Origin of the sequence: Deinococcus psychrotolerans, from assembly GCF_003860465.1 — a bacterium.
In the GTDB taxonomy this organism is placed as follows: Bacteria; Deinococcota; Deinococci; order Deinococcales; family Deinococcaceae; genus Deinococcus; species Deinococcus psychrotolerans.
On record NZ_CP034183.1, the window covers coordinates 1624008 to 1648125 of the forward strand.

27 protein-coding genes are annotated in these 24118 nt (G+C 61.5%); 7 read left to right on the top strand and 20 right to left on the bottom strand.

Annotated features, from left to right (window positions below):
• The first annotated feature begins 43 nt into the window (after positions 1-43).
• From pstC to EHF33_RS07900, 4 genes are all read left to right on the top strand, one after another.
• Entirely contained in the window at positions 44-1039 is a 996-nt protein-coding gene (gene pstC, locus EHF33_RS07885; protein ID WP_124869742.1) for a phosphate ABC transporter permease subunit PstC, read from the top strand.
• 1 nt (position 1040) lies between these two features.
• Positions 1041-1907 carry a phosphate ABC transporter permease PstA gene (pstA, locus tag EHF33_RS07890; RefSeq protein WP_124869745.1) on the top strand — a complete coding sequence of 289 codons (867 nt, stop codon included), beginning with the start codon at positions 1041-1043 and terminating at the stop codon, positions 1905-1907.
• 60 nt (positions 1908-1967) lie between these two features.
• On the top strand, positions 1968-2726 hold the full coding sequence (gene pstB, locus EHF33_RS07895) for a phosphate ABC transporter ATP-binding protein PstB (protein WP_124869748.1): 759 nt from the start codon (positions 1968-1970) through the stop codon (positions 2724-2726).
• A gap of 185 nt (positions 2727-2911) precedes the next feature.
• A complete protein-coding gene (locus EHF33_RS07900) occupies positions 2912-3559 on the top strand; it encodes a phosphate signaling complex PhoU family protein (protein WP_241191095.1) in 648 nt (215 codons plus the stop codon).
• Positions 3560-3569: 10 nt separating this feature from the next.
• Here the strand turns inward: EHF33_RS07900 and fabF are convergent, their stop codons facing one another.
• The 6 genes from fabF to EHF33_RS07930 all read right to left on the bottom strand — a co-directional run bounded on the left by fabF (position 3570) and on the right by EHF33_RS07930 (position 8423).
• Complete coding sequence (fabF, locus tag EHF33_RS07905) at positions 3570-4817, bottom strand: beta-ketoacyl-ACP synthase II (protein ID WP_124869751.1); 1248 nt, start codon at positions 4815-4817, stop codon at positions 3570-3572.
• A gap of 89 nt (positions 4818-4906) precedes the next feature.
• Positions 4907-5137: an acyl carrier protein gene (gene acpP, locus EHF33_RS07910; RefSeq protein ID WP_124869754.1), complete on the bottom strand. Its 231-nt coding sequence runs from the start codon at positions 5135-5137 to the stop codon at positions 4907-4909.
• A 100-nt stretch (positions 5138-5237) separates the two neighbouring features.
• Positions 5238-5993: a 3-oxoacyl-[acyl-carrier-protein] reductase gene (gene fabG, locus EHF33_RS07915; protein WP_124869758.1), complete on the bottom strand. Its 756-nt coding sequence runs from the start codon at positions 5991-5993 to the stop codon at positions 5238-5240.
• The gene (locus tag EHF33_RS07920; protein WP_124869761.1) at positions 5990-6445 is read right to left on the bottom strand and encodes a hypothetical protein; all 456 of its coding nucleotides are present in this window, start codon (positions 6443-6445) and stop codon (positions 5990-5992) included. Before EHF33_RS07920 ends, fabG begins: the two co-directional genes overlap by 4 nt.
• A complete protein-coding gene (fabD, locus tag EHF33_RS07925) occupies positions 6442-7347 on the bottom strand; it encodes an ACP S-malonyltransferase (protein ID WP_124872976.1) in 906 nt (301 codons plus the stop codon). The genes EHF33_RS07920 and fabD overlap by 4 nt, the downstream gene beginning before the upstream one ends.
• Positions 7348-7352: 5 nt before the next feature.
• Complete coding sequence (locus tag EHF33_RS07930; RefSeq protein ID WP_124869764.1) at positions 7353-8423, bottom strand: beta-ketoacyl-ACP synthase III; 1071 nt, start codon at positions 8421-8423, stop codon at positions 7353-7355.
• A gap of 119 nt (positions 8424-8542) precedes the next feature.
• Between EHF33_RS07930 and EHF33_RS07935 the strand changes: the two genes are divergently transcribed.
• Genes EHF33_RS07935 through EHF33_RS07945 form a run of 3 tightly spaced genes read left to right on the top strand, consistent with a single transcriptional unit; the run spans position 8543 to position 11035 of the window.
• A complete protein-coding gene (locus tag EHF33_RS07935; RefSeq protein WP_124869767.1) occupies positions 8543-9508 on the top strand; it encodes a hypothetical protein in 966 nt (321 codons plus the stop codon).
• Positions 9509-9515: 7 nt separating this feature from the next.
• A complete protein-coding gene (locus EHF33_RS07940; RefSeq protein ID WP_124869770.1) occupies positions 9516-10454 on the top strand; it encodes a nucleoside hydrolase in 939 nt (312 codons plus the stop codon).
• Positions 10455-10471: 17 nt separating this feature from the next.
• The gene (locus tag EHF33_RS07945) at positions 10472-11035 is read left to right on the top strand and encodes an HD domain-containing protein (RefSeq protein WP_124869774.1); all 564 of its coding nucleotides are present in this window, start codon (positions 10472-10474) and stop codon (positions 11033-11035) included.
• A gap of 50 nt (positions 11036-11085) precedes the next feature.
• On the opposite strand, the gene EHF33_RS07950 is transcribed toward EHF33_RS07945, so the two are convergent.
• The 14 genes from EHF33_RS07950 to EHF33_RS08015 all read right to left on the bottom strand — a co-directional run bounded on the left by EHF33_RS07950 (position 11086) and on the right by EHF33_RS08015 (position 24071).
• Positions 11086-11751 carry a V-type ATP synthase subunit D gene (locus EHF33_RS07950; RefSeq protein WP_124869777.1) on the bottom strand — a complete coding sequence of 222 codons (666 nt, stop codon included), beginning with the start codon at positions 11749-11751 and terminating at the stop codon, positions 11086-11088.
• A gap of 68 nt (positions 11752-11819) precedes the next feature.
• On the bottom strand, positions 11820-13229 hold the full coding sequence (locus EHF33_RS07955; protein WP_124869780.1) for a V-type ATP synthase subunit B: 1410 nt from the start codon (positions 13227-13229) through the stop codon (positions 11820-11822).
• Positions 13226-14989, bottom strand: coding sequence for a V-type ATP synthase subunit A (locus tag EHF33_RS07960; RefSeq protein WP_124869782.1), 1764 nt, complete (start codon positions 14987-14989; stop codon positions 13226-13228). The genes EHF33_RS07955 and EHF33_RS07960 overlap by 4 nt, the downstream gene beginning before the upstream one ends.
• Positions 14990-15342: 353 nt before the next feature.
• Entirely contained in the window at positions 15343-15696 is a 354-nt protein-coding gene (locus EHF33_RS07965; protein WP_124869785.1) for a V-type ATP synthase subunit F, read from the bottom strand.
• Positions 15693-16676, bottom strand: coding sequence for a V-type ATPase subunit (locus EHF33_RS07970; protein WP_124869788.1), 984 nt, complete (start codon positions 16674-16676; stop codon positions 15693-15695). The genes EHF33_RS07965 and EHF33_RS07970 overlap by 4 nt, the downstream gene beginning before the upstream one ends.
• Position 16677: 1 nt before the next feature.
• Positions 16678-17238: a V-type ATP synthase subunit E gene (locus EHF33_RS07975; protein ID WP_124869790.1), complete on the bottom strand. Its 561-nt coding sequence runs from the start codon at positions 17236-17238 to the stop codon at positions 16678-16680.
• Positions 17239-17241: 3 nt separating this feature from the next.
• Positions 17242-17559 carry a V-type ATP synthase subunit K gene (locus EHF33_RS07980; RefSeq protein WP_124869793.1) on the bottom strand — a complete coding sequence of 106 codons (318 nt, stop codon included), beginning with the start codon at positions 17557-17559 and terminating at the stop codon, positions 17242-17244.
• 56 nt (positions 17560-17615) lie between these two features.
• Positions 17616-19670: a V-type ATP synthase subunit I gene (locus tag EHF33_RS07985; RefSeq protein WP_124869796.1), complete on the bottom strand. Its 2055-nt coding sequence runs from the start codon at positions 19668-19670 to the stop codon at positions 17616-17618.
• Positions 19667-19984, bottom strand: a complete 318-nt coding sequence (locus EHF33_RS07990) for a V-type ATPase subunit subunit G family protein (RefSeq protein ID WP_124869800.1) — start codon at positions 19982-19984, stop codon at positions 19667-19669. The genes EHF33_RS07985 and EHF33_RS07990 overlap by 4 nt, the downstream gene beginning before the upstream one ends.
• Positions 19985-20327: 343 nt before the next feature.
• Entirely contained in the window at positions 20328-21647 is a 1320-nt protein-coding gene (locus EHF33_RS07995; protein WP_124869803.1) for an ammonium transporter, read from the bottom strand.
• A gap of 32 nt (positions 21648-21679) precedes the next feature.
• Positions 21680-22054 carry a P-II family nitrogen regulator gene (locus EHF33_RS08000; protein WP_124869806.1) on the bottom strand — a complete coding sequence of 125 codons (375 nt, stop codon included), beginning with the start codon at positions 22052-22054 and terminating at the stop codon, positions 21680-21682.
• A 304-nt stretch (positions 22055-22358) separates the two neighbouring features.
• A complete protein-coding gene (locus tag EHF33_RS08005; RefSeq protein WP_124869809.1) occupies positions 22359-22919 on the bottom strand; it encodes a DUF4126 domain-containing protein in 561 nt (186 codons plus the stop codon).
• A gap of 85 nt (positions 22920-23004) precedes the next feature.
• Positions 23005-23670 carry an aminoacyl-tRNA hydrolase gene (pth, locus tag EHF33_RS08010; protein WP_124869813.1) on the bottom strand — a complete coding sequence of 222 codons (666 nt, stop codon included), beginning with the start codon at positions 23668-23670 and terminating at the stop codon, positions 23005-23007.
• On the bottom strand, positions 23667-24071 hold the full coding sequence (locus EHF33_RS08015; RefSeq protein WP_124869815.1) for a hypothetical protein: 405 nt from the start codon (positions 24069-24071) through the stop codon (positions 23667-23669). Before EHF33_RS08015 ends, pth begins: the two co-directional genes overlap by 4 nt.
• Between the last annotated feature and the right edge of the window lie 47 nt (positions 24072-24118).

Below are 24118 nucleotides of genomic sequence, written 5' to 3' on the forward strand. Positions count from 1 at the left end.
GAACTATCTTAACGCGCACTTATTCGGCGCTTAGAGGCCACAGATGAATGAACCCTTTCCCCGAAAAGTGACGCTCCCCAAACTCAGTTCTAAAGGCGACGGGATATTCCGCACCGTCATCGTTGGCTTGTCGCTGGTGATTGCCCTGACCTTTATGCTGAGCATCGCGCTGCTGGGACAGCAGTCATGGCCGGCCATTCAGAAATTCGGCCTGAGTTTTTTGACCACCAATGTCTGGAACCCGGTCACCAGCGAGTACGGCGCACTGAGCTTGGTGATGGGCACGCTGCTGACCAGCTTTCTGGCGCTGCTGATCAGCGTGCCGCTGGCGATTGCCTCGGCGCTGTTTGTGGCCGAGTACGCGCCCAAGTGGCTGGCCAACCCGGTGGGCTACCTCGTTGAGCTGCTGGCCGCCGTGCCGAGCGTGGTATACGGGCTGTGGGCGCTCTTCGCGCTCAAGCCGCTGTTTCAGCAGGTGCAGCTGTGGCTCTACACCAGCAACCCCGATTTGACCGCCCGCTGCGCCGAGCTGTTTAACAGCAACAAAACCTCGCTGCAATGCTTTTTTATGCCGCAGGTACCCACCGGCCTGGGCTTTTTGCTGGCCGTCACCATTTTGGCGATCATGATTTTGCCCTTCACCGCCTCGGTGGCCCGCGACGTGATCCGGCTGGTGCCCGCCGATCAGCGCGAGGCCATGTACGCGCTGGGCGCGACCAAGTGGGAAGTCATCAGCTTGGCGATTTTGCCGTATGCCAGAGCCGGCATCATGGGCGGCATCATTCTGGCGCTGGGCCGGGCGCTCGGCGAGACACTGGCGGTGGCGATGGTCATCGGTAACACCCCCGAAATCATCAAAAGCATTTGGTCGCCCACCGCGACGATGGCTTCTATGATCGCCAATCAGTTCGGTGACGCCCGCGAGGGCCTCCAGCGCTCCAGCGTGGTGGGCCTGGGCCTGACACTCTTTTTTGTCAGCGTGTTCGTCAACTTAATCGCCCGCACCATCATTTTGCGCTTGACGCCAAAGGGGCTGTGAAATGGCCGTGTCGCAATTGTCACCGACCTTCAACAAAAACGGCCTGAGCGGTGGCCGCAAATCCAAGAACGCCTTCATGGGCTTTTTGATCGGCCTCGGCACCATGCTGGTGGTCGCGCCGCTGATCCTGATTTTCGGTTTTCTGCTTCTCAAAGGCTTCGGCGCTCTCAATCTCGACTTCTTTCTCAAAACCCCAGCGCCCGAAGGCGAAGCGGGCGGCGGCTGGGCCAACGCCATTTCCGGCTCGCTGCTGATTTTGGCGATGGCCGCCGTGCTGGGCGTTCTGGTGGGCGTCGCGGGCGGTATCTTTTTGGCCGAATTTCCGCGCCACCGCCTGATGCCGGTTATCCGGATGCTCAGTGACGTGCTCAGCGGCATTCCCGCCATCGTGATGGGGCTGGTGGTTTACGCGCTGGTGGTCAGACCGATGGGACACTTCAGCGCCTTCGCGGGCAGCGTGGCGCTGGGCCTGCTGATGGTGCCTATCGTGGTCAGAACCACCGAGGAAGTGCTGAAACTGGTGCCGCTGAGCGTGCGTGAAGCAGGCTTGGCGCTGGGCCTGCCGCAGTGGAAAGTGATTCTGAGCATCGTGCTGCCCGCAGCCAGCGGCGGCATTATCACCGGCCTGATGCTGGCCCTCTCCCGCGTCGCTGGAGAAGCGGCTCCACTGCTGTTCACGGCTTTTGGCAGCAACCTGGTCAACCTCAATCCCCTGCAACCCACCAGCGCTTTGCCGCTGCAAATTTTTATCGGAGCCACCAGCGCTTACGACGAAAACCAGCGCCTCGCTCAAGCTGGAGCGCTGCTGCTGATTACCCTCATTTTCGTGACCTCCTTGCTGGCCCGCTTCGCCAGCAGGCAAAAGTAAAACGCTGAGTAGAAGCATTCGCTTTTGCCCTCCCCCTTCCCAAACCCTGAAAGGAGCCACATGTCCCTATTACTGACCACCAGCAACGTAGATATCTATTACGGCAGCAAGCAAGCCGTGAACAAAGTCAACTTGGCTGTTGAAAAAGGCACGGTCAATGCCCTGATCGGCCCTTCGGGTTGCGGAAAAACCACTTTTTTGCGGGCCATCAACCGGATGCACGACCTCACGCCGGGCGCACGCGTAGAAGGCCAGATTTTGCTGGACGGCCAAGACATTTACAGCGCTGGCGTCGACCCGGTAGAAGTGCGCCGCCGGGTGGGGATGGTGTTTCAAAAGCCCAATCCTTTTCCGACCATGAGCGTGTTTGACAACGTGGTCAGCGGCCTGAAGCTGGCCGGCATGCGCGATCAGAAAGCCCTCATGGAAATTGCCGAGCGCTCCCTGCGCGGCGGGGCACTTTGGGAAGAAGTCAAAGACCGCCTCAAGTCGCCCGCCACCGGTTTGTCGGGGGGGCAGCAGCAGCGGCTGTGCATTGCCCGCGCTCTGGCCGTCGAACCCGAAATCCTGCTGATGGACGAGCCGACCTCAGCGCTCGATCCGGCCAGCACCGCCAAGATCGAAGATTTGATGACCGAACTCAAAAAAGTCACCACCATCATTATCGTGACCCACAATATGCACCAAGCTGCCCGCGTCAGCGATACCACCAGCTTCTTCCTGAACGGCGACCTCGTCGAGCACGGCCAAACCGACCAACTCTTCACTTCGCCCAAAGACGAGCGCACCGAGGCGTATGTCACGGGGCGCTTCGGCTAAGCACATTGAGCTAGGCCCACTGAGCTAGGCCCAGCAGCGCCGCCAAAGACCCAACGGAAAAACAAGAGTCTCAGGAGCTCAATACAGCTATCCTGAGACTCGACGTTTTTGCTGACTTCCGCTTTGCTCCGCGGCCAAGAACCCGCATGACATCCCCCTTACCCATGAACGACATACTAGCCACAATGAACAGCCGCCTCATTACCCCTCTAAGAGGACACCTCAACGTCCGTTTTTTGCGGATGCTCAGCATCACGCTAGAACAGATGGCGCTGCTTGAGCAGGCGGTGGGGCGTGGGGTTTTTGCCAATCTGGCCGTCCGCACCGCCGAGCTCGAGCGCGAAACAGACCTTTTGGAATATGAGCTCGAAGACCTGTGCCTGACGGCCATGGCCCAGCCGCTGAGCGACACCGATCTGCATTTTTACGTGATGGTGTTTCGGAGTCTGGCCGATCTGGAGCGGGTCGGGGACTACGGGCGGCAAGTCGGGCGTGACCTGGAAGCGCTGGGGCCACTGGCCCAAACGGCAGCGCTGCAAGACGTGCTGCCGATTGCCCGTCTCCTGAGCAACATGTTGGAGAGGTTGGCCTACGCTTTTGCCGAGCGCGACCTTGACGGCGTCAGGGAAGTGATTCGGCTGGATTTTGAGCAGGTGGACGCCCTCTACGAGCAGCTTCAACGCGCCTCCCTCACCCGCATCCTGGAAAACCCCGAAGACGTCGGCGCGGCGCTCACTGCTACCCGGATGGCCCGCAGCTTGGAGCGCCTCGGCGACCACGTGGTCAACGTGGCCGAGCGGTTGGAAGCCAACATGTTGCAGGCCGGCGACTAAACTTTCCGCGCTACTCCGTCCAGCGCTTGAACACCAGCACCGCGTTCTGACCGCCGAAAGCAAACGAGTTGCTCATGGCGTAGTCCACCTGCTTTTCACGCGCTCCGTCCGGAATAAAGTCTAAGTCAAGCGCTGGGTCGGGGTCGCCCGCCAGATTGATGGTCGGCGGCAAAATTCCGTCGCTGAGCGCCTGCGCCACCGCGATGGCTTCCATTGCGCCCGCCGCGCCGAGCAGGTGCCCGGTCATGGATTTGGTGCTGCTGACGGCCAGCTTATAGGCGTGATCGCCGTAAACACTTTTGATCGCCAGCGTTTCGTTGAGGTCGTTGGCGGGGGTGGAAGTGCCGTGCGCGTTGACATAGCCGATCTGTTCGGGGTTGACGCCGCCGGATTTGAGCGCCTGACGCATGGCGACCTGAGCGCCCCGGCCTTCCGGCGCGGGCATGGTGACGTGGTAAGCGTCGGCGGAGGTGCCGTAGCCCACCACTTCGGCGTAGATTTTGGCTCCGCGCTTTTTGGCGTGTTCCAGTTCTTCCAAGACCACCACCGCGCCGCCTTCACCCAGTACAAAGCCGTCGCGTGAGGCCGCGAAAGGTCGGCTGGCCTGTTCAGGGTCGTCGTTGTGCGAGGCGGTCAGGGCGTGCATATTGCCAAAACCGCCGATGCTCAGGCCGGTGATGGCCGCTTCCGCGCCGCCCGCCAGCATCACGTCCGCGAGGCCGAGCTGAATGATCCGCGCAGCGTCGCCAATCGCGCCCGAGCCGGTGGCGCAGGCGGTGACCACCGTGCTGCTCGGCCCAGTGGCTCCGAAGCGCATGGCGATGTGCCCGGTGGCCATGTTGGCGATCATCATCGGAATGAACAGCGGGCTGATCCGCGAGGGGCCGCGCTCCACCATCACTTTGGCCTGATCTTCAAAGGTTTTCATGCCGCCGATGCCGCTGCCGACCAAAGTGCCGGTACGCTCGCCTGCCAACTCTTCCTTGCTCAGGCCGCTGTGCTCTACAGCCAGGTCGGCGGCGGCCAGCGCAAGCTGCACGTAGCGGTCAAGCTTCTTGGCTTCGCGGGCCTCAATAAAGGGGCTGAGGTCGTCGTTGACCTGACCCGCGATCTGCGCCCGGCAGGCGCTGGCGTCAAAATGGGTGATCGGGCCGATGCCGCTCTTGCCTTCACGCTGCGCCTGTGCAAAGGTCTCAGCGCCCAAACCAATCGGGCTGACTGGCCCCAAGCCGGTAATCACCACTCGTTTGATCTCCATTTGTTTCTCCCTGTGCGCAATCAAGCTCAACCCAAAGGGGCGAGGTACGGCATGATCCGCAACTCGCCCCAGCCGTGCTTAAACCCGTTTTACTGCTGGCTGCTGATGTAATCCACAGCGGCCTGCACCGTGCGGATGTTTTCGGCGGCCTCATCGCTGATGGTCACGCCGAACTGGTCTTCCAGACCCATGATCAGCTCGACGGTCTCCAAGCTGTCTGCGCCCAGATCTTCGACGAAACGGGCTTCGGGCGTCACTTTTTCAGCTTCCACGCCGAGTTTGTCTATGATCACATTTTTGACTTGTTCGTAAGTATCCATGTTGATTCCTCCTGAAGTGGTGTGCTTTGGCTGGCGACAGTCTACACGGGCAGAGCAAAGCGCGTGAAGATACTCAATAGAGTCTAAAATATGGGCCGCTTCAGTGAGGGTACAGCCCGCCGTCTACGCCGATGACTTGCCCCGTGATATAACCCGCCGCGTCGGAGGCGAGGAAGCCCACCAGCGCCGCTACATCTTCAGCCTGGCCGAGTCTGCCCAGCGGAATGGCGGCCACGTATCCGGCTTTCTGGGTGTCGCTGAGTGCGTCGGTCATGTCGGAGCCGATGAAACCCGGCGCGACGGCGTTCACCGTGATGTTGCGCCCTCCGTATTCCTTGGCCAGCGCTTTGGTCAGGCCAATCAGTCCGGCTTTGCTGGCCACGTAGTTGGCCTGGCCGGGGTTGCCCATCAGGCCCACCACGCTGGAAATGTTAATGATCCGCCCCGCCCGCGCCCGCATCATGATTTTGATGGCGGCGCGGCAAGCGGCAAAAGCGCTGCTGAGGTTGGTGGCAATCACCGCGTCCCAGTCCTCGTCTTTCATACGGATGGCCAGACCGTCGCGGGTGATGCCGGCGTTGTTGACCAGCACGTGTAGGCCGCCCATCTGCGCCGCCACGTCTTCCACCAATTTAGCGGCGTTGGCAGGCACCGACAAGTCGGCGGCGAAAGTCTGGGCCACGCCGCCCGCCGTGCGGATTTGCTCGGCGAGGCTCTCGGCTTCCGCGCTGCTGCGGCCATAGTGGACGGCCACGCTAAAGCCGTCAGCGGCGAGTTTGAGGGCCATCGCTTTGCCTAAGCCCCGGCCCGCTCCGGTGACGAGGGCGACGCGCTGGGGGGGAGTTTGATCGGTCATGGATTTCCTTTGGTGAGCTGGAATGAAGTGGAAGTATCTGGCAGACGACATGACAAGCGAGCAGGAACATCATTCCCACTCACACCAGAACATCTCAGGTTGAGATCGGCCATCCCTGAACGCTTCAGGGTCAGATCAGCAAATTCTGGAGCAGGCGAGAGTTGAGCTTTGAGGTAGCTATGGACCGAGCCGCCCGACACCGAACCCGCCACAGTCAGCGACTCACTCCCCAGACTTCCCGTTCCCGTGACCTGATACTGGCGGGACGTGTCGTAAGTGGCGGTGAGGTTCAAGCTCAGGACTTGGTTGGCAGTGGTGTTGCCGTTCCATGTTCCGCGCAAAATGCTGGGGTGGTCTTTGAAAGAAATGGGCATCGGCTTGAATCCCGTTTCCCTGTTGCAAGAAGTAGCTGCCAGCGTCACGAGCAAGGCAAAGGCCAGCTTTTTAATCACAGCTCAAACTCTTTTACTTGAGCCAAGTTTCCCACATTCATCACCCGTGCGTCCGGCAAAATCCGCTTGACGAGGCCCGTCAGCACCGTGCCCGGCCCGAATTCCACGAAGACGTCTGCGCCCATCTCGGCGAGCTGGCGAATGCTCTGCACCCAGCGGACGCTGCCGGTTATCTGCTCGATCAGCAGCTCCGGCACCTGCGAGGGGTGACCTATCGGCTGCGCATTCACGTTGGCAATCACCGGAAAAGCCAGTTGGCCCAGCGGCGCGGCCCGCAAATCCGGCGCGAGTGCTTCGGCGGCAGGCTGCATCAGGGCGCAGTGAAAGGGAGCGCTGACTTTCAGGGGGATGGCTTTGAGGCCGCGTGCCTTGAGCTGAGCACAAGCGGCTTCCACGGCGGCTTTTTCACCGGAAATGACGGTCTGGGTCGGCGCGTTGTAGTTGGCGGGTTGCACGCCTTCCATGCCCGCGCAGACCTCCTCGACCACGCCCGGATCACCCATAATGGCGGCCATTGCACCCACGCCGACCGGCACGGCTGCCTGCATCAGCTCGCCGCGCCTGCGGGTCAGGGTCAGGGCGTCCGCGAGGGTCAGGGTTCCGGCGGCAACGTGGGCGCTGTATTCGCCCAGGCTGTGGCCCGCCGCCGCGAAGGGCATCAGGCCCGTGTGGGCTTGCCAAGCGCGGTAGGCGGCCAAGCTGGCCGTCACGAGGGCGGGCTGCTGATTGGCGGTCAGGGTCAGGGCGTCGAGCGGCCCCGTTTCGATCAGGGCTCGGAGGCCGGGCAAAGTCGATTCGGCAGTATCAAAGACCTGGCGGGCGCTGTCAAATTCGGTGGTGAGGTCGGCACTCATGCCGATGCCGTGCGAGCCTTGACCGGGAAAGAGGGCCGCAATTTTCATTGAAGTCATACTTGCAACTCTAAAGCCTGATCCGCCTGCGCCGTCCCCGCGTGCTTGAGCGGGTCGTACCACTTCAAGGTGGTCGCGCCCCAGCTCAGGCCGCCGCCGAAGGCGATCATCAGCAGTTGCTGGCCGTCTTGGATACGTCCGTCGTCGTAGGCTTCGGCCAGCGCCAGCGGAATGGTGGCGGCGGAGGTGTTGCCGTAGCGGTCTAAATTGACCACCGTTTTGTCTAAGGAAAGCCCAAACCGCTGGCAAGCCGATTCGATGATGCGGATATTGGCTTGATGCGGAATCAGCCAGTCCACGTCTTTGACACTCAGTCCGGCTTTTTGCATGGCGGCGTGACCGCTCTCGCCCATCACCCGCACCGCGAACTTGAAGACCTCGCGGCCGTTCATTGCCAAATACGGCTGCATGGCGGCTCCGCTGGGCAACTGATGCGCCACGCAGCGCACGTACAAGCTCTCTGCGCCCGCCGAATCCGCGCCCAGCACGAACGACTCGAAGCCGTAGCCGCTGGGCACCGCTTCGATGATCATGGCCCCGCCGCCGTCGCCAAACAAAATGGCGGTGCCACGATCCGTTTGATCCACGATCTTGCTCATGGTTTCTGCGCCCACGAGCAGCACCTTCCTGGCCGAGCCGCCCGCCACCAGGCCCTGAGCCACCGAGCAGGCGTACACGAAGCCGCTGCACGCCGCCGACACGTCGAACGCCGCCGCTCCGCGCAGGCCGACCTGTCCGGCGATCAACGCGGCGGTGGAGGGAAACAGCGCGTCGGGGCTGCCGGTGGCGCACACCACCGCATCCACACCCTCCAGCGCATGCGGAAAGCGCCGCACCAAATCCTGCACCGCCCGCACGCCCATGTGCGAGGTGTACTCGTTCTCGGCGGCAAAGCGGCGCTCACGGATGCCGGTGCGCGAAAAGATCCATTCGTCTGAGGTATCGAGGTGCTGCTCAAAATCGGCGTTGGTCACGACGTTTTCAGGCGCGTAGACTCCCAGCGCGGTAATACCGATGGCGGGTAAGGCGGGGCGGGACAGCAAAGCAGAACCTTCGGGTTGCGGCATGAATTCAGCCTCCGCCCAGCAGATTAACATTCTTTGAACGGCTGTTCAATGAATACCTTCCTGCGAAAACCAGACGCTTGCTTCGCCAAATTGAGCTCCTCATCCAGCAAAATAAGCGGGTGTTTCCCACTCCTCAGCAGACTGCTCAGCGCAGCGGCATGGCCCTTGATCAGACGCTCAGGGCGCTTACCGGCGTCACCTTGGGCGGCGGGGTAGGGCTGACGTTGGCGTTGGCCGGATCGTGGATTTGGCTGTGGAGTCATTCAGCGACCCTTTTGAAAAACTGGACGCTGACGGCCCCGCTGTCGGCTTCTCAGCTTCAGCAGTTCACCGTCACTCTGGCGCTGCTGGGCATCCTGAGCGTGTCAGCGGTGGTCGTCAGTACGTGGTTCAGCGCCGTCCTGATTGGCTGGACGCGAGCCTACCTCGGCGGCGTGCGCAGCTGGACGCAGGGCGAGGCCGTCCACTTGCAGCGCAGTGAAGCCCTGCGCCTGAGCTTAAACACCACGCTCAGCGTGACGCAGTGGGGATCGGCGCTCGGAGCGGCAGTTTTGATACTGGCGGGCATTTTACTGGTACAGACGCTGGGCGAAGCGGGACTGAACACCGCCGCACTGGGCCCATTCTCGACCGGGCCAGAGCTGAAACTGACGCTGGCGCTGCTCGGCAGCTTGGTCGCCCTCGGCTTGGTGCTTGCGGTGTGGGTGGGCAATTTGATTCTGGCGGCAGCCCGGCAATGGCTAAGTCTCACGGGGGCCAAGTTGCGCGGCGAGCCGAGTGAGGTAGCGCAACCCACCGCCGAACGGCTTGGCAACTGGCTGATCCTCTGCTTGGTGCTGCTGGCCTTTGACATCGCCAGTCGGCTCTCGCTGCTACCCCTGCTGGCGGTGGCCCGCTCTTTTTTTGCGTCTGGCTTGCCCGAAAGCTGGTTGGTGCTGCTCCAAAGCGCAGTCTGGCCGCTTGTCGCCGCGTTGCTGCTGGGCCTGATGCAGAGTACCGCCCTCCTTTTGGCGTTGCTGCACCTGCGCCGCTTTGCCCTCAGCGCCGCGCAAATCACGGACAGCCCGGCTTCAGAAAGTCGATAATGGGGGAATGAATGCCCGCTCTTACCCCACCCTGCACGACTGCGACCCCGGCAGCGACGACGCCATCACCCTGCTCACCTTGCTGGGCCGCCTGGACGTGAACCTGCTGGGCGTGTCCACCACGCACGGCAACGCGCCGCTGAGCGCCACCACCCAGAATGCCCGCGCCCTGCTGAAGCTGGCAGGCCGCGAGGACATCCCAGTCTATGCCGGAGCGCTTACCCCGCTGGTGCGCGAGCCAGTTTACGCGCCACAGATTCACGGCGTCACTGGCCTCGGCGGGGTGCCGCTGCCCTCCCCCTCTGTGCCCGTTAAAAGCGAACACGCTGCCTTAACCCTGATTCGTCAGCTCTGCGCCCAACCCGGCGAGATCACTTTGCTGGCGACTGGCCCGCTGACCAATCTGGCACTGGCCGAGCGGCTCAGGCCCGGTGTCCTCAAAGAAGCCAAGCAGATCATCATCATGGGCGGCAGTCTGGAAAATGGAGCGCCCCGACTCGGCAACACCACCCCCCGCGCCGAGTTCAACGCCTACGCCGACCCACATGCTTTTGATGTGGTGCTGAAAGCCGGGGCGAACCTCGCTTTGATTGGGCTGAACCTGACCCGGCAAGTGCAGGTCACGCGGGCGCGGGCGCAGCAACTCGCCGCTGTCGGCACCGCCGCTGCCCAAACCTGCTCTGCCCTGCTCGACGATTATCTAGACCGAATCGGCAAGTTGGGCCAGACGGTGGGCGCACTCCATGACCCCTGCACGGCGGCGCTGATGCTCTCTCCAGAGCTGTTCGATTGGGAGGAAGCCCATGTGGACATCCTGACCGACAGCGGGGAGCGTTTCGGCGAAACCGTGCAAGTCGGCGGCGAACCGAATGTGCAACTGGTGACGGGGGCCAATGAAGCGGGGATTTATGCGTTGGTGGCGGAGGCGCTCAGGCGGCTGCCGTGAATGTAGCAGGGGCGGACATGGCAGCGGTACGGGCGTTTTGCACTCCGTTCTACGCCGAGCCTCACCGGGCTTACCACAACCTCCGGCACGTGGAAGCCATGCTGAGCGCCCTTGAGGAACGCCGCGCCCTGACTCCAGTGCTGGAATTGGCAATCTGGGGCCATGATCTGATCTACGATCCGGCCCGAAACGACAACGAGTCCCGCAGCGCAGAAGTGTTCGGAGCGTGGCTGGCAAAGCAAGGCGAGCCGGACGCACTTCAGCGGGAAATCGGAGTGCTGATTCTGGCGACCAGGCACGACCAGCCGCCCAGCTCAGTCGCCGCCGCTTTACTGGTGGACGCCGACTTGGCCATATTTGGCGCTTCAGATGCCGAGTTCTGGGCGTATGAGCGGGCCATTCGGCAAGAATATGCGTTCGTGCCCTGGCCCGCTTACCGCGCCGGGCGGCAGGCTGTCTTGCAGCACTTTCTTGGGCAGGAACGGATTTACAGCACGCCAGAGTTTGCTGACTTGGAAGCGGCAGCGCGGGCGCATCTGAACGCCGCCAGCCAGAAACTAGCGGACTCGCCGGAGGAATGAGAAAACCGCCATTCCCATCAGGAAACGGCGGTTTCGATATAAAGCAGAGCTCAGTCGGCGGCTTGCGCTTCCTTGGCAGCTTTTTTGTTGGCGGCGGCTTCGCGTTCCAGCTTGGCCTTGATCTTCTTGAGGCGGAAGCTTTCTTCGCGCTCGCGCTGATCGAGCACGCCACGGATAAAGCGGATCTCGTCTAAAATGCCCGGAATCACCACTTGCTCAAGGGCATTCACGCGCCGCGAGGTCTTTTTAATTTCCTCGCCGATGCGCCGCAATTTGGTTTCGGTGGCGGCCACCTTGACCAGTGCGCTCATCACCGTTTGAAAATCGGTGGCGGCCTGAATGGTGCGCGAGCCGACGTTGATCGGGCTAAACGCTGCCGCGTTGCCACGGTCAGGAATCTCCATCTTCGGCACTTTCACGCCGTAGATGCTGACGATTTCCATACTGACGTTGTACTCGCTGCCCTGTGCCAGCGACAAGCTTTCCACTGCTTCGGGGCTGTCCCACGCTTTGGCCGAAAAGAGCGACACGTAAGCGCCTTTGCTGACGCCGCTGAGTTCTTCGCGGGCCGCCAGCGCGTCTTTGATCAATGCGAAAAACTCGCCGATCAGGGCGTCACGCTTGCGCTTAAGCAAATCTGCGCCGCCGCTGGCCGTCTTAAGGCTGGCTTTGGCGGCGAGAAGTGCGCTGCGGGTTGGACTGATGTCTGCCATGATTCACCTCCTTTTTGAGGTTTGGGCGGTGGGTTGTAGGGGCTGACCCGGACAATCCACCGCCGACAACCTTACATCCGGTTGCCCTTCCACATCTCGTCCACCTTAGTGCCGTAGTACTTGTCGATCGAGTCTTTACCGATGCGGGTCAGTTGCGACTGCGGCAGCTTGCTCAAAATGCCCCAGGCCACCGTCATCGAGTCCTCGATACTGCGGTCTTGTCCACCCTGGCCGATGAAGTAGTTCTCGAAATCTTCGGCGAAGCGCAGGAACAGCTTGTCGTTCTCGGTCAGCGCGTCCTCGCCGGTAATGGCGACGAGCTTGCGGAGATCGAGGCCGTTGGCGTAAGCCGCAAACAGCTGATCCGACACGTTTTTGTGATCGGCGCGGGTCTTGCCTTTGCCGATGCCGTTGCCCATGAGGCGTGACAGGCTGGGAAGCGGGTTGATCGGCGGGAAAATACCCTTGCTGTTGAGCGTGCGGTCAACCACGATCTGGCCTTCGGTGATGTAGCCGGTCAAATCAGGAATCGGGTGGGTGATGTCGTCATCGGGCATCGAGAGGATCGGCAACTGGGTCACGCTGCCGGGCTTGCCCTGAATGACGCCCGCCCGCTCGTACAGCGAAGCCAAATCGGTGTACATGTAGCCGGGGAAGCCGCGCCGTCCGGGGATTTCTTCACGAGCGCCGCCGATTTCGCGGAGTGCTTCGCAGTAATTGGTCAAATCGGTCAGGATCACCAACACGTGGTAGCCGTGCTCGAACGCCAGATACTCGGCGGTGGTCAGCGCCATGCGCGGCGTCAGGATGCGCTCGACGGTTGGATCGTCGGCCTTGTTGAGGAACAGCACGGCGCGGGCCAGAGCGCCGGTGCGCTCAAACTCCTGCGTGAAGAAGCTGACCTCGCGCTGCGTCAGACCCATCGCCGCGAAGACCACCGCGAACGGCTCATCCGAACCAGGTACCTTGGCTTGACGGGCAATCTGGGCGGCCAACTCGTTGTGCGGCAGACCCGAGCCGGAGAAGATCGGCAGTTTCTGACCACGAATCAGCGAGGTGTTGATGTCGATGGTGCTGATGCCGGTCTGGATGAACTCTTCGGGCTTGGCACGGCTGGCCGGGTTCATGGCCTGACCGTTGATGGAGAGTCTCTTGTCGGCGATCACGTTGGGCAGACCGTCAATCGGGCGACCCAGGCCGTCGAAGCGGCGTCCGATCATGTCTTTGGAGACGCCCAAACGGGCCACATCTTCCACCAAGCTCACTGAGGCGGTGGCGAGGTCGAGTCCGCGTGTATCTTCAAAAATCTGAATGATGGCGTGCTCGTCACTGACTTCAATGACCTGCCCGCCGCGAATGCGCCCCGCGCCGTCTTTGATGTTGACGATGGCGTTGTAAGCCAAGTCCGAGGCCGCATTGACAAACAGAAGCGGGCCGGAGATATAAGAAACGTCGTTGTATTCTTTCTGGAGCAAGGTCACGCGTTCACTCCTTGAGCTGATTTGGTCTTGAAGGTATTGTCCAGCTCGTCCATCAAGTTCTCGGCATAGGCCATGAAATCGCCCTCGGCCACATAACGGGCGCGGCTGAGTTTCTCGATGACCGAGTTCTGGATGATCTCGTCGATGGTCGCGCCGTTTTTCAAGCTGGCATCGGCCTCGTCATAGAACTTGAGCATCATTTTCATTAGGCCGTAGTTCTTGGGCATCGAGGCGCTGGCGTCCACCGGGTCGAAGCCGTTTTGCTGGAGGAAATCTTGGCGCAGCATTCGGCCCGCTTCGATGACGAGTCGCTCGCTGTCTTGCAGAGCGTCGGGGCCGACGAGCTGCACGACTTCCTGAAGGCTGGCTTCTTGCTGGAGGAGGTTCTGAATGCGCTGGCGCAGTTCGGGGAAATCCTCAGCCACGTTCTGACGGTACCAGCTGTCGAGAATCGGGGTGAACAGCGAGTAAGAGCCGTTCCAGTTGATTGCCGGAAAGTGGCGGCGGCGGGCCAGACCCGCGTCCAAGCGCCAGAACGCGCCGGTGATGCGCAGGGTGGCCTGAGTGACGGGTTCGGACATGTCGCCACCCGCCGGTGAAACCGCGCCGATCACGCTGACCGCGCCGTCTTCGCCCGCGAGGGTACGCACCGCTCCGGCACGCTCGTAGAAGGCTGCCAGTCGCGCCGAGAGGTAAGGCGGGTAGCCTTCTTCGGCGGGCATTTCTTCGAGACGGGAGCTGATCTCGCGCAGCGCCTCGGCCCAGCGGGAGGTGCTGTCGGCCATCAAGGAGACCGAGTAGCCCTGATCGCGGAAGTACTCGGCTAGGGTGATGCCGGTGTACACGCTGGCTTCACGCGCCGCCACCGGCATATTGGAGGTGTTGGCGATCAGGATGGTGCGCTGCATCAGCGGGTTGCCGGTCTTGGGGTCTTCCAATTCGGGGAACTCGACCAGCACGTCGGTCATCTCGTTGCCGCGCTCACCGCAGCCCACGTAGACCACGATGTCGGCGTTGCCGTACTTGGCCACCGACTGCTGGGTAACGGTTTTGCCCGAGCCGAAGGGGCCGGGAATCGCCGCCGCGCCGCCCATGACCAGCGGGAACAGCACGTCCAAAATCCGCATGCCGGTGAGGAAGGGCAGGCTGGGGTCTTTCTTGAGGGCGACGGGACGGGCCGCACGCACCGGCCAGTAGTGGGCCAGACGCAACTTGGTGCCGTCTTCGAGTTCACCGATGGTGTCGTCGATGTTGTATTCGCCCTCGCCCACGATGCTCTTGATGCGGCCCTTTTTGTCGGGCGGCGTCAGGATTTTGTGGGTGAAGCTGAATTCCGGCACGGTGCCGAGGATGGCGCTGCCGGTCACTTCGTCGCCCGCGCTGACGCTGGGAGTAAAGTGCCACTTGCGGTCGCGGTCAAGCGAGCTGACTTCGATACCGCGTGCGATAAAGTCGCCGGACTGCTCGCGGATCTTGTCGAGCGGGCGCTGAATGCCGTCATAGATGCCGTTGAGCATGCCCGGCCCGAGTTCGACGGACAGCGGCAATCCGGTGCTGACTACAGGTTCACCTACGGTCAAACCAGAGGTGTCTTCGTAGACCTGCACGAAGGCCGTGTCGCCGTCGAGGCGGATGATCTCACCGACGAGTCTTTCGTCACCGACGCGCACGATGTCAAACATCTTTGCGCCGTACATGCTGCGGGCAATCACGGCAGGCCCAGCGATGCGCTCAATGACGCCTTGTTTGTTTTGGGTCATGGATACTCCTGAGTAGAACGACGTTTATCTAAAGATAAACCGAGCGGAGCGGGCAGGCCCAATAGGTGCCGCTTTGCCCAAGAAGCGAGAAGTTGAAAAGGTACGGCTAGGCGAGAGTGGAGGGATGAAGCACTTTTTGCGGGCAGGCCCGAGAGGTGCGGCCAAGCGTCGTCATCGGCGCTGTTCTGGTCAAGAAGCCGCTCTGCCCAAGACGCGGAATCCCGAAACGGTAGTCTGAACGTACTTAAAAGGGAAGTCTAAGAGGTGAAGGGAGTTAGGAGTCTAAGGAGAAGCCGGGAAAGCATTTGTGAGTCTTTGAGCTTTGCCCGGCGACCCCTGCCCCCGCCCACTGTTTAAAGCTTGATATCAAAGCCGATCGTTTCGCGCACCAGTTTACCCATGTACGCTTTGGCGTCCACTTGCTCGGCGCTGAAAGCGTCGCTGAGGCTGGGAATCGGCAAAATAATCGGCAGATCGCGCCCACGCATAAGCCGGGCGGTGGAGCCAGCCGGATCGGCGATCAAACCGGTATCAACGGCCACCAAACCGTACTTGTTGCTGGTGATCATCTCTTCCAACTTGGCCTGAGCGTTCTCGGCAGTGGCTTCCACCACTTCCGCGCCTGCCAGCCGGTAGCCGGTGGCCGTTTCGTTGTCGGCCAAGACGACGACCCGCTGGGTGGCTGAGGTTCCTACTTTTTGGGTCATCCTTGCGCCACCTCCTGACGAATCTGCTCGCCCGGCACGTTGTAGAACTTGCCGCGCCCGATGAGGCGGAGCTTGGCAATTTCCTGTTCCTTGCGGCGCAAAAAGTCAATGGCTACGCCCACGCCCAGCGGATCACCGGCAGCAGCGTTGCGGGCCGCGCTATCGAGCATTTCGCGGGCCACCTTTTCAGCTTCGGCGGGGCCAGCGGCTTCCAAAATCGGAGCCATCTCGCCCGCGCCGCTGGGGTCGCCTTCGGTGAGCCGCAGGAAGGTTCCAGCGTCGATGTTGCGTCCGCCTTCCACAAACAGAGCCGGATTAGCACCCACACCGCGCAGAGAGCGCGAGGTCAGCGCATTGGTGATGTCCACTTCCTGCGAGAGGTAGCGGCGCAGAGAGGTGTTGCGCGAGACCCGCAGCGCGTAGCGGTAATAGGCTTGATCGAGAGCGACTTCCAGATCGAGCAGTTTGCTGCTGGAGCCGTAGGCCGCCACGCCCTCGCGAAACGCTGCCGCTAGCGGGTGACCGGTCAGGGTCAACGCGGTGGAAGCCGAGGCGAGGTCGCCGCCTTGAAGGGCGGTTTGCAAAGTGGTCATCGGAATGGTGCCGCCGGGAATAAGGCTGGAGAGCAGTTGCTCACCGCTGCGGCCACTGGTCAGGCCACGCGCGATGGACTTCAAGTTCACCAAGTCCCACTTTTGCAGCAGCACGCCGATTTCGGCTTTGGCGTCGCCGTCTGCGAAGCGGTAGACCTTTTCCACCGTCTCAAAGAAGTTTTTGGAGAGGCCTTGATCGAGTTCGGGCAGGCCCGCGCCCTGAGCGGTAGCGGCAGAGAGGTCGCCCGACAACTCGGACTCGCTCAGCAACCGCAAAAACTCGGGGTACGTCTGTGCGCCCAGCGCGGAATCGAGGGCGCGTCCGTCGAGCAGTTGCGTCCGCATCATTTTAATGCGGGCGTTGATGTAACCGTAGTCGTCGGCCATATCAGCCTTCCGAGAGAATGCGGCTGACTTGCGGAGCAAGCGTGCCTTGCAGTCTCTCCAAGCGGCCCTGCAGGGTGTTGGTCACGCCGCTTTTGCCGTTGTTGGCCACCACGCGCACGCCGCCCTGAATGGCGTAGTTCTCACGCACTTCAAGGTCAGTGACCAGTTCGCGGGCCACGTGGGCTTCGTTGGGATGGACTTCAATCGCCTCGGCGTTGGGCACCACTGCGCGGGCTTCTGCAATCAGGCGGGCCAAAATGTCTTTGTATTCGGGAGCGCGGGTCACGGCCAGCAGTTCATGCTGAGCAGTTTTGAAAGCCCGGCTCATCCCGTTTTCGCCCGCGTTGAGCCGTGAAGCGCTGCGCTCCAAATCGGCTGCCGAGCGGGCGCGGGTCAGTGAGGCCTGCGTCTGGGTTTCTAAGGCCCGGGTGCGACTCTCGATGAGGGTTTGGGCTTGTTCTTGGGCAGCCCGGATAATGGCTCCAGCGCGGTCACGCGCCTCAGCGCGGATGCGCTCGATCTCCGACTGCGCCTCGTTTTCGAGCAGTTTATCGAGCGCCATCGCTTAGATCTTGCCGGAGAGAATGAAGAAGCCCACCAGGCCGAAGATCACCAGGGTTTCGGGGATGGCGAACCAGAGGAGCATCAAGCCCAAGCGGCCTGGGTTCTCGGCGGTCACGCCAGCGGCAGCCGCACCGATGCGGCCCTGAGCAAGGCCGGTGCCGATTGCGCCGAGGCCCAGCGCGAGGCCCGCACCTACAGCGATGAGGCCACCGTTGGAGTTCACGGCAGTGGTGGCCGGAACAACAGCTTCCTGAGCAAAGCCGGTGCTGGCGAGAGCGAAAACGAGGGCGGCGAGGGCGATCTTGTTGGTCTTGGTCATGCGGGTGCTCCTTTGAATGGGGGATGAACTTGAGGGAGAGGTGGAAGAAAAAACACTCACTGCTTGCTGATGGCCGTGCCGGTGGGCGGGCTGAGGCGGCGCAGTGGGCTATACGGCACACCGGATTCGTTGTGATAGCCGGTGGGCGTCAAAAATTCGACGAAATGCAAACGGATGGGCTGCAAAACGTGGCCGATGATGGTGATGGCCAGCGCGAAGGCGTGAACCAGCAGTGCCAGAATCACCCCGATGATGATGCCAAGGACGCCGATGCGCTCGTACATCCCCCAGCCGAGATCGGTCGCGAGGTTGGCCAGAATCGCTCCGGCCACGCCGACGGCGAACAGACGGGCGAAGCTGATGATGTTGCCGCCCTGCGAAAGAATTTCAATGATCATCAAGAAGACTTTGGACATGACCATGCCGAGAACGAAAACGGCAAAACCGATGTACATGGCAATCAGGAGAGGATTGGAAAAGTCTTTGTAGATGGCTGCATTGACCAGTTGATTGCCGCCCTGCGACAAAAAGCCGAGGCTGATCAAGCCGACCAAGCCGCCGAGCATGCCGATGGCTTCCCACAAGTGGGTTTTGTCACCGTGACGGCTGGCCAGTTGAACGCGGATCAGCCAGCTCCACAGCACCATGCCGATACCGACGATGAGTGTGGTGATCAGGGCGGTGTTGGTGAAATAAGATGCCAAGCGCGGGAAGACAATCGGCAGTAAGCCGCTTTCCTGCTCGCCGGGCACCGTAATGCCCCAAATGCTCTGTATCCAAGCGTGATTGACGTAGAAGATGTGCAGGTGCTCGGCGAGGTTGCCGAAAAACTCACCGGTCAAAAAGCCCCAGAAAATCGCCCAGGTGCTCATGGTGCGGATAATCACGCCGAGCTTGCCCATTACATCGGGCGAGAGGTACGAGTTCATGGCGGCAAGGTTGACGCCCTCGCCCTTCTTGGCCTTGAGGGCAAACCAAGTACCGACAATGAAGAACAGCAGCCCGTAACCGATGTCACCGATGATAAAGCCGAAAAACAGCGGGAAGAAAAACGAGATGATGCCGGTGGGATCGAAGTTGCCGTAGCGGGGCAGCGGCAACATCCCCAGAATCAGCTCAAAGTTCTTGCTGTAGGAGGTGTTTTTGAGTTCGACCGGCACGTGGGCAGTGTGGTGCGAGTCCACTGGGTGCAACTCGTAGCTCACCGCGTCACCGAAACGGTCAAGCGCCGACTTGAGGCCGGAAATCCGGTCTTCCGGCACGAAACCCTGCATCACGAGGCTGTATTTACCGCGTGCGCTCATGCCCTCCACGTCGTGAATAGCAACCTGATCGCTCAGGGCGTCACGGATGGCGAACAACGTCGGCCCGAACTTGTTGGCCAGGCCGGTGCGCTCGCGCTCCAAAGCGTCGCGCTGCGGCGCACCTTCACGCTCGATGCGGCTCAGATCGGCGCTGACCTGACTGATCGGCTGCCCATCAAAGCGCCCCGGCAACCGCAGCTCACCGAGGCGGGCCTTGCCGAGGGCGGCGCGGGCCGCGTCACGGTCGATGCTGAGGGTGGCCACCGCGCCCACATGATCAGCGTTCGACAGCGGGCGGGTCGCCACTTCAAAGCGGCCATCCAGACTTCCTTGCAGCGCGGCTTGCAAAGCGCTCAAGTCTTCAGGCTTTTGATAGATAAACGGCACCAAGCTGACCCGGCGGCTTTGATCGAGGCCGCCCGACAGCTCGCTCAGCGCTTTGACAGCGGAGCCGTACGTGCGGGCCACGTCCATATCGGCGTCTAAGGCTTGCCGCCGCTTGGCCAACTCAGCGGCGGGGCCAGCCACTTCTTCGAGGAGGGCGGGCCACTCCGACTCGGCAGGCACCGCCGCAGCAACGCGGCGGGACGCGCCCAATTCGGTCAGGGTGGTCTCGGCGCGGGCCAGTAAGCGCTCGCTTTCGCGGCGAAACTCGGCGTCCTCGCCGGTCAGCGGGCCAGCAGTCAGCACCCCTTCCGCTTTGACCGGCACCAAATGCAGCGCTCCAGCATTTTGCAGCGCTTCGATGACGTCGCGGCTGCCCTGCTTGCGGGTGGCGATCACCACCTGCTGCATGTTGTTGATCACGGCAACACCGCCCGCAGGATGGTTTCCACCGCCTGACCCATTTTGGCATCCGAGCGGGTGTGGGCTACCAACACCTCTTCTTTGGCCTGTGCCTGCGCTTCCTCACGGACGCGCACGCCTTCTGCGGCCATTTCTTGCTCGCGGGCGGCGGTGAGCGTTTTGACTTGCTCGCCGGCCTCCTTCAAAATACGCGCGGCCTCGGCTTCGGCAGCCTCGATTTCACGCGCGGCGTCCTGGCGGGCCGCTTCGATCTGTGCATCGAGCGCCTGTTCACGGCTGGCCAGCTCACTTAAAACCCGACTTGAGACGTCCAAATCTTCCCTCCTTTGGTGTGGTTCTTGGCAGTGCGGTTCGTGGCACATGACCCCCCGCGCCCTGAGGTGGGTGGCGGCGAGTCAAACATGCAGTTGGTTTGGCCCGACTCTTAGACTGTCAAGCTCAACGAAAATCTTATCACAGCACCCCCAATCACTTTTTAGGACATCAATCCCGGATGAAGCCCCCGCTGCGTGGCGTACCCTGACCGGGAAGATAAAGCTGAGGTGAAAGTCACAGCCCCCCCCACCTTCGGCAGACCTGCAAAATCCCCCAGCCACTGCACTGGGGGACACAAAACCGAATGCTCGACCTCTCAAAGAAGAGGTATTTAATCAAAACTTAATCTCCGCCGATCATCACCGGAGCACTGAGGCCCGATTCGTTTTCGGCGTAGCCCTGCTCGCTGTGCGAGGAGATGTCGATGCCGCTGACTTCTTGGCTGGCCGTGACCCGCAGCGGCAGCACCAGACCCACCAACTTGAGCAAAATGAAGCTGCCCACGCCGCAAAACACCAGCGTAAACAGCACCGCTTGAGTTTGAATCAGCATTTGCTCGCCCAGCGGCTTGCCCTGGCCCGTCGTCCAGGCCAGTGCGCCGGTCAGCAGGGCTCCTACGATGCCCGCAATACCGTGACAGGCGAACACGTCCAGCGCGTCGTCGGAGCGGAAGGCCTGCTTGAACTGCACCGCCCAGAAGCTGGCGGTGGCTCCGGCAATGCCCACCACCAAAGACGCCCAGGGAGAAACGAAACCGCAAGCGGGCGTGATGGCGACCAGGCCCACCACCAAGCCTGTCGCTGCGCCCACAGCGGTAGGTTTGCCGCCCCGCGCACTTTCCCAGATGAGCCAAGTCAGCATGGCGGCGGCGGTGGCCACACAGGTGGTCATGAAGGCCAGCGCTGCCGATTGGTTGGCTCCCAGAGCGCTGCCCGCGTTAAAGCCGATCCAGCCGAACCACAAGATCGCCGCGCCAAGCAGCACGAAGGGAACATTGTGCGGCACATGGGCGGTGCGGCCATGTCCGATGCGCGGCCCCAGCACGAACGCGGCCACCAGAGCGCTGACGCCCGCCGCGATGTGAATGACTGTTCCACCTGCGTAGTCCAGCGCTCCGCGCACGCCCAGCCAGCCACCGCCCCAGACCATATGGGCCAGCGGCGAGTAAATTAGGAGGCTCCACAGTCCGCCGAACAACAAGAAAGCCCCGAAGCGCATCCGCTCGACGACCGCGCCGGAGATCAGCGCCAACGCGATGACGGCGAACATGGCCTGAAACGCCGCGAAGACGTAGGAAGGGATGGTGCCGTTGACGGTGTTGCTCAGGCCATTGAAGCCGGCAGCGCTGAATCCACCAAAAAAGGAATTGCCCGGCGTGAAGGCGATGCTGTAACCGCCCAGCATCCACAGCACCAGCACCAAGCCGATCGAAACAAAGCTCATCATCATGGTGTTGAGCACGCTCTGTGAGCGGGTCAGGCCGCCGTAGAAAAAGGCCAGGCCCGGCGTCATGAACAGCACCAGCGCGGCGGCCACGATCATCCAAGCGGTGTCGCCGGTATCGAAGGCGGGGGCCTTGGCCGCTTGGGCCAGCGCCGCACCTCCGCTCAGCAAGGTCAGCAGCGGCAGCGAGCGCCTGAGTACAGTTGGGGTCAGCAGCATTGAATCTCCTCGGTACGGTCGTCAGGCCCGGTTTAGCGGGTGGGCGTCAGGGTTTTTGGTGCGACGGGCGTCAGGGCGCTGTTGTCTTCTTCGCCGGTACGGATGCGGATGACCCGCTCTAGAGGCGTCACGAAAATTTTGCCGTCGCCGACTTCTCCGGTACGTGCGCCCCGGCAGATGGCTTCAATGGCGAGTTCTATAAACGGCTCACTGACGGCCATCTTGAATTCCACTTTGTCGTGAAACTCGACGATGACGCGGGTGCCCCGGTAGCGCTCCACGACTTCCTGCTCGCCGCCGTGTCCGCTGACTCGGCTCAGCGTCAAGCCCTTGATGCCCGCTTGGAACAGGGCTTCTTTGACTTGCTGTACCCGTTCGGGCCTTACCACTGCGGTGATCAGTTTCATGCGGCTCCTTTGGCCCTGCGCTGCAACCCGCCCGTTAAAGCTCCTCCACGACTGGAACTTTTAGGCCATGTCTAAAACGCAGATTAAGGTCAGGCGTGCAGTCTGTCAACGCTAAAGCGTTCATACAACCAGATTTGTGTGGACAACTTGCACTATTTTAGGAGACCGAATAACTTTTTTAGATCCAGATGCGCAGCTCGTTTAAATTTTTCTGGACAAGCCGTCCAGTTTTCCCCCATAGATCAGGCCAGCAAAAAGCGGCGCAGACACTGAACTGTCTGCGCCGCTCTCCCTCTCCCCTGTTTTAGATCAGCGACCTGCGCTTTGGCCGCCGCTGCCACAAGCGGAAGCCGAAATACAGCAGCAGTAGCAACACGATCACTGCCAGCACCGGAGCGAAAATTGCCAAAATGCTCAGCAGCACCGAAGTGCCGTCCTCGGCAGTCGACACCAGCGGGTTGGCCAGCCCGCCGGTCAGGGCAGTAGACGCCGGACGCAGCACCGTGCGGCCCATCTGCACGCTGCCCGCCACCATGAAGCCCAGCAGCAGCGACACGCTGGGATCGAGATGGGTGATGCCTGCGTGCGAAGCGAACAGCACCGCCCCCGCCGCCGCATTGAGAATGCCGCCAAAGACGTGCAGGGCGTGGTCTATGCCGGGAATCTTGTCTCCGACGAAATCGAGCGCTCCGACCACCGCGATGCCCAGAAGCACCCAGGTGTTGCTCAGCAGCGCGTACGACTCTGGCAAGGCGATCACGCCGTAGCGCTGAAGCAAACCGACGATCAGCAGCGGCACGTAAGCGTTCAGGCCCGCTGCGCCAGACAAGCCGAACGAAGTCAGCAGTCCGGTCAGGACTTCCATTGCGTCACCGTCAGTGAGGTCAGCGTCATACGGCTTAATACAGCAGTGGCGGGCCTGAAGTTCTCCGGCTCTCTTGAGCGCGGCTTTACTTCTGAGCGGTTTGAGAAAGTGGTATTGGGCTTGACGCGGCTTCCGGCTCGGCAGCCGCACTGACCGGCGCTTGGACGGCAGACTCCGGATTGGGGCGCAGGTCGGTGTTGTTGTAGGCTGCCTGCGCTTCCTTGGGGCCAGCCATGACCCACTTGAGCGACGCGCCGACGCCCAACCACACCAACTCTTCTAAGGTGGGGCGCTCGCTCTCGGCCCACTTGCTCAGCACCCAGTCAGCAGGGTCGCGGCCAGCAGGCGGGCGGGAAATACCGATTTTGAGGCGGGCAAACTGCTCAGTGCTCAGCACACGGATAATGTCGCGCACACCGTTTTGGCCGCCGTGCCGCCCGCCCACTTTGATTTTGAGTAACCCGAATGGGCTGTCTAGGTCGTCTTGAATGACCAGCAGCGCTTCGGGGCTGAGCTTATAAAATTGCATGGCAGGCAGCGCCGCTTTGCCCGAAGCGTTCATAAAGGTCTGCGGCTTGATCAGCAGGACTTTTTCGCCGAGCACCCGAAACTCGGCTTGCTCCGCGTGTTCGCCGGCTCGCCACACTGCACCCTGTTGCCTCGCCAGCTCGTCGGCCACCTGCCAGGCGACGTTATGCCGGGTCTGGGCGTACTGAGAACCGGGATTGCCGAGGGCCACGATGAGTTTCATGCGTCATGGGCGTCCAAGAGTTCCCGCACCTGCGCTTCAGTTTGGTGCACCTTGGGGTCGTGCTTGGCCTTCTTAAAGCCGTCACGGAAATCCGCGAAGCGGGTGTCGGTATTGCCGAACAGCAGACCGTAAGCTTGGCGCACGTCGCCGAGTTGGCGCTCGCCCAGCACGGTATTTTTTTGGTCGATTACTTCGTCTAGGGTGGACATCAAGCCCGAAAGCGGACGCAACCACTGAAACGCTGGGTCGTTGGTGACGAGGTTGAACAAAGTGAAAGGGGAAGTCACGGGGCCGTGCAAAAACTCGTAGTCGCTTTTGGCCACATCCAAAAGAGCGGAGTGAAAGTGCCGCAGGGCGGCGGCGAGGGCTTCTAGGCGAGCGCGAACGGGTTCGGCAGTCATGTCCAGCAGTTTGCCACAGCCCGCCGGAGTTTGAATTAACCAATCCG

What these genes read in the sequence shown, in the direction of transcription:
- pstC (WP_124869742.1), top strand. Translation starts at nt 44, where the DNA reads ATGAATGAACCCTTTCCCCGAAAAGTGACGCTCCCCAAACTCAGTTCT.
- pstA (WP_124869745.1), top strand. Translation starts at nt 1,041, where the DNA reads ATGGCCGTGTCGCAATTGTCACCGACCTTCAACAAAAACGGCCTGAGC.
- pstB (WP_124869748.1), top strand. Translation starts at nt 1,968, where the DNA reads ATGTCCCTATTACTGACCACCAGCAACGTAGATATCTATTACGGCAGC.
- EHF33_RS07900 (WP_241191095.1), top strand. Translation starts at nt 2,912, where the DNA reads ATGAACAGCCGCCTCATTACCCCTCTAAGAGGACACCTCAACGTCCGT.
- fabF (WP_124869751.1), bottom strand. Translation starts at nt 4,817, where the DNA reads ATGGAGATCAAACGAGTGGTGATTACCGGCTTGGGGCCAGTCAGCCCG.
- acpP (WP_124869754.1), bottom strand. Translation starts at nt 5,137, where the DNA reads ATGGATACTTACGAACAAGTCAAAAATGTGATCATAGACAAACTCGGC.
- fabG (WP_124869758.1), bottom strand. Translation starts at nt 5,993, where the DNA reads ATGACCGATCAAACTCCCCCCCAGCGCGTCGCCCTCGTCACCGGAGCG.
- fabD (WP_124872976.1), bottom strand. Translation starts at nt 7,347, where the DNA reads ATGAAAATTGCGGCCCTCTTTCCCGGTCAAGGCTCGCACGGCATCGGC.
- EHF33_RS07930 (WP_124869764.1), bottom strand. Translation starts at nt 8,423, where the DNA reads ATGCCGCAACCCGAAGGTTCTGCTTTGCTGTCCCGCCCCGCCTTACCC.
- EHF33_RS07940 (WP_124869770.1), top strand. Translation starts at nt 9,516, where the DNA reads ATGAATGCCCGCTCTTACCCCACCCTGCACGACTGCGACCCCGGCAGC.
- EHF33_RS07945 (WP_124869774.1), top strand. Translation starts at nt 10,472, where the DNA reads ATGGCAGCGGTACGGGCGTTTTGCACTCCGTTCTACGCCGAGCCTCAC.
- EHF33_RS07960 (WP_124869782.1), bottom strand. Translation starts at nt 14,989, where the DNA reads ATGACCCAAAACAAACAAGGCGTCATTGAGCGCATCGCTGGGCCTGCC.
- EHF33_RS07965 (WP_124869785.1), bottom strand. Translation starts at nt 15,696, where the DNA reads ATGACCCAAAAAGTAGGAACCTCAGCCACCCAGCGGGTCGTCGTCTTG.
- EHF33_RS07970 (WP_124869788.1), bottom strand. Translation starts at nt 16,676, where the DNA reads ATGGCCGACGACTACGGTTACATCAACGCCCGCATTAAAATGATGCGG.
- EHF33_RS07975 (WP_124869790.1), bottom strand. Translation starts at nt 17,238, where the DNA reads ATGGCGCTCGATAAACTGCTCGAAAACGAGGCGCAGTCGGAGATCGAG.
- EHF33_RS07980 (WP_124869793.1), bottom strand. Translation starts at nt 17,559, where the DNA reads ATGACCAAGACCAACAAGATCGCCCTCGCCGCCCTCGTTTTCGCTCTC.
- EHF33_RS07995 (WP_124869803.1), bottom strand. Translation starts at nt 21,647, where the DNA reads ATGCTGCTGACCCCAACTGTACTCAGGCGCTCGCTGCCGCTGCTGACC.
- EHF33_RS08000 (WP_124869806.1), bottom strand. Translation starts at nt 22,054, where the DNA reads ATGAAACTGATCACCGCAGTGGTAAGGCCCGAACGGGTACAGCAAGTC.
- EHF33_RS08005 (WP_124869809.1), bottom strand. Translation starts at nt 22,919, where the DNA reads ATGGAAGTCCTGACCGGACTGCTGACTTCGTTCGGCTTGTCTGGCGCA.
- pth (WP_124869813.1), bottom strand. Translation starts at nt 23,670, where the DNA reads ATGAAACTCATCGTGGCCCTCGGCAATCCCGGTTCTCAGTACGCCCAG.
- EHF33_RS08015 (WP_124869815.1), bottom strand. Translation starts at nt 24,071, where the DNA reads ATGACTGCCGAACCCGTTCGCGCTCGCCTAGAAGCCCTCGCCGCCGCC.